A 2,733-nucleotide genomic window follows, 5' to 3' on the forward strand; every position below is an offset into this window, starting at 1 on the left:
CATGAATTGCGCCGGGCTCAGGCCGGCGAGGAGCTCTAGAGATTGATTTACATCCATGGGACAATTGTCGGATGAAAATCACCCCGCAATGCGTCGTAGCCCTGACATGGACGCTGAAAGACACTCTGGGCGATGTGCTGGACGAGCTGGACGAACCCATCGAGTTTTTGCTCGGCGGCGATGACCTCCTCGCCAAGATCGAAGAGGCACTGCAAGGCCATGAAGCCGGAGAGAAGCTCGAGCTGCACCTTGAGCCAGAAAATGCCTTCGGTGACTACGACGAGAACCTGGTTTTCCTCGAACCCCGCAAGATTTTTCCCGCCGAACTGGAAGAAGGCATGACCTTCGACGGCATGGCCCTTCCGCCAGGAAGCACCGGGCAAGCACCTCATGATCATATTTACACCGTGACCGAGATCTATCCCGATCACGTCGTGCTCGACGGCAACCATCCCCTTGCGGGCATTGCCATCCGGTTGAACCTCAAGGTTGAAGCCGTGCGCGAAGCCAGCGAAGAGGAAATCGGCCAGGGATCACTTGGCACCGGTTTTTTTAAACTTGAGCCGATCACGCCGGGAAGTGGCACGCTGCACTGAGACAGGTGTGATTCCGGACGTAAAAAAAGCCGACCATCCCCTGCGGGAGTAGCCGGCTCTTTAAAGGCGGATGAACCGCAGCGTTACATGATCCGGTTGATCTGGCCGTTTTCAATCTTTACGCGGTCTCCCACGCGAAGGTTGCCGTAGCTGGGCACGTCGTAGGCGCGTGAGCTGCCATTGTCCAGTTGCACGGAGACGCGATAGCTCTCACGAATGGTCGCGTTGCGGTTCTTTTCAATGGCGTTACCGGCCACCGCACCGCCCACCGCACCCACCACGGTTGCCGCATCCTTGCCGCTGCCGCCACCGATCTGGTGACCCACCACAGCACCCGCCACACCGCCCAGCACAGCACCCACGCCAGAGCCGCGGCCTTTTTCCGTAGTCTGGATGGCTTCCACATTGATGACCCGCCCATACTCTACATAGTTATTTTGCTGATTGGCAGGGTAGGACGAAGAAGCAGGATAGGTTGAAGTGGTGGCCGGATAGGACGAATCGCCGCTCGGGCTCATGGGCGCGCAAGCGGCCAAGCCCACCAGTGCCAGCACGGCAGAAGCCGAGGAAATAAAGCGGAATGTGTTTTGCATGAGTCTCTCCTGTTAATAAGTTCATGAGCTTCCCGGCCCCTGTCATCGGCTTCACGCTAGCGAGAAGCCGATACCAGGAGCGCGGAGACTCCCATGACCCATTAAGGGCACGCCGCAGCAAATACAAGGTGGGGATTAGAGCTGTCGCGGCGTGGGAGCCGTGTCGCAGGGGTTGTAGGAAAACACCCTCCCTGACGCCTTTTGCCCGCCAGCCGTTCAGGCTTTGCCCGTGGAGCCGTACCCGCCTTCGCCACGCTCACTGGCGGGAAATTCCGCCACCACATTGAACTGCGCCTGCACCACGGGCACGATCATCAGCTGCGCAATCCGCTCCATCGGCTCGATGGTGAATGGCACGTCGCTGCGATTCCAGGCGCTGACCATCAGCTGCCCCTGATAGTCACTGTCAATCAGGCCAACCAGATTGCCCAGCACGATGCCGTGCTTGTGGCCCAGCCCCGAACGCGGCAGGATGAGCGCGGCATAGCCGGGGTTGTGCAGGTAGATCGCAATGCCGGTCGGTACCAGTTGCCAGGCGTTGGCGGCCAGCGTGAGCGGGGAGTCCAGGCAGGCACGCAAATCGAGGCCGGCACTGCCGGGTGTTGCATAGGCGGGAAGGTTGTTTTGAAGGCGCGGGTCGAGGATCTTGACGTCGATGTGCATGAACTATTTTTTCCTGGGTGGTTGATTTTTCTGGGCTTCTTCGGCCATTTGCCGCGCCAGCTCGCGCAGGCGCTGGACCAGCGCGCCGGATGAGTGACGGTTGGCCTGAAAGATTGCCCACGCCCCGTAAACCAGCAGCGCGGGCAGAAACAGGAAGCCCGCGCCGGGCACCACCTCGGACAGCACCTGCGTGGCGATCCACAGGATGACAACCCATTTGATGTGAGCGATAAAAGCGGCGCCGGAGCCGGCGATTGTCGCGGGTTTGGCAGCAGGCGTTGCGGGGCTTGCCGGAGACGGCGTGCGAAACGAAATCTTTTCCTGCGGCCTCGGCTGGTCTTCATGGCTGGCCGGCGCGTTCGCTTTTGTCAGGCGTTCCACATAGCTGACAAAATCGCCGTCTGGCGGTGTGTTCGAGGGAAGGTTCATGGTGCGGTCGCTTTCCCGTTGGACGGCGGCGCCGCCATCCGGGTCGCGATCTCGGCCACCAGCTGGCGCGCCAGTGAGAGCTTGGAAGCCCTGGGTAGCGCGGTGCTGCCTTGCGCATCCACCAGCAGCAAAGCATTGTGGTCCTGCCCGAAGGTATCCGGGCCAATGTTGCCGACCAGCAGCGGCACTTTTTTGCGCAGGCGCTTGGCTTCTGCGTTGTCAGCCAGATCATGACTTTCAGCCGCAAAGCCCACGCAAAACAGCTGGCCGGCCTGGGCTGCAGGCGACTGCGCGACAGTGGCCAGGATGTCCGTATTTTCGGTAAACACCAGCTGCGGCGTCTGGCCGGAGCCGTCTTTCTTGATCTTCTGCGTTGAAGGCGCTGCCGGCCGCCAGTCGGCGACGGCCGCCGTTGCTATAAAAATAGTAGCTGCTTGCGCACGTCCTGTAAC

5 protein-coding genes are annotated in these 2,733 nt (G+C 60.5%); 1 reads left to right on the forward strand and 4 read right to left on the reverse strand.

Going from position 1 to position 2,733, the window contains the following annotated elements; translation table 11 throughout:
- The first annotated feature begins 71 nt into the window (after positions 1–71).
- A complete protein-coding gene (locus tag AC1D1X_RS20205) occupies positions 72–596 on the forward strand; it encodes an FKBP-type peptidyl-prolyl cis-trans isomerase (protein WP_477671120.1) in 525 nt (174 codons plus the stop codon).
- A gap of 83 nt (positions 597–679) precedes the next feature.
- On the opposite strand, the gene AC1D1X_RS20210 is transcribed toward AC1D1X_RS20205, so the two are convergent.
- The 4 genes from AC1D1X_RS20210 to AC1D1X_RS20225 form a co-directional block, all read right to left on the reverse strand.
- The gene (locus AC1D1X_RS20210) at positions 680–1,189 is read right to left on the reverse strand and encodes an outer membrane lipoprotein (RefSeq protein ID WP_477671121.1); all 510 of its coding nucleotides are present in this window, start codon (positions 1,187–1,189) and stop codon (positions 680–682) included.
- Between the two features lie 216 nt (positions 1,190–1,405).
- Positions 1,406–1,852 carry a dUTP diphosphatase gene (gene dut / locus AC1D1X_RS20215; protein ID WP_477671122.1) on the reverse strand — a complete coding sequence of 149 codons (447 nt, stop codon included), beginning with the start codon at positions 1,850–1,852 and terminating at the stop codon, positions 1,406–1,408.
- 3 nt (positions 1,853–1,855) lie between these two features.
- Complete coding sequence (locus AC1D1X_RS20220) at positions 1,856–2,281, reverse strand: hypothetical protein (protein ID WP_477671123.1); 426 nt, start codon at positions 2,279–2,281, stop codon at positions 1,856–1,858.
- On the reverse strand, positions 2,278–2,733 hold a 456-nt coding region (locus AC1D1X_RS20225; protein ID WP_477699003.1), incomplete at its 5' end, for a phosphopantothenoylcysteine decarboxylase domain-containing protein. The genes AC1D1X_RS20220 and AC1D1X_RS20225, both read right to left, overlap by 4 nt.

It is taken from the genome of Polaromonas sp. P1_G4 (assembly GCF_056405475.1).

Excerpts from the sequence above, each read along its gene's own strand:
- AC1D1X_RS20205 (WP_477671120.1), top strand. The coding sequence starts at position 72 with ATGAAAATCACCCCGCAATGCGTCGTAGCCCTGACATGGACGCTGAAA.
- AC1D1X_RS20210 (WP_477671121.1), bottom strand. The coding sequence starts at position 1,189 with ATGCAAAACACATTCCGCTTTATTTCCTCGGCTTCTGCCGTGCTGGCA.
- dut (WP_477671122.1), bottom strand. The coding sequence starts at position 1,852 with ATGCACATCGACGTCAAGATCCTCGACCCGCGCCTTCAAAACAACCTT.
- AC1D1X_RS20220 (WP_477671123.1), bottom strand. The coding sequence starts at position 2,281 with ATGAACCTTCCCTCGAACACACCGCCAGACGGCGATTTTGTCAGCTAT.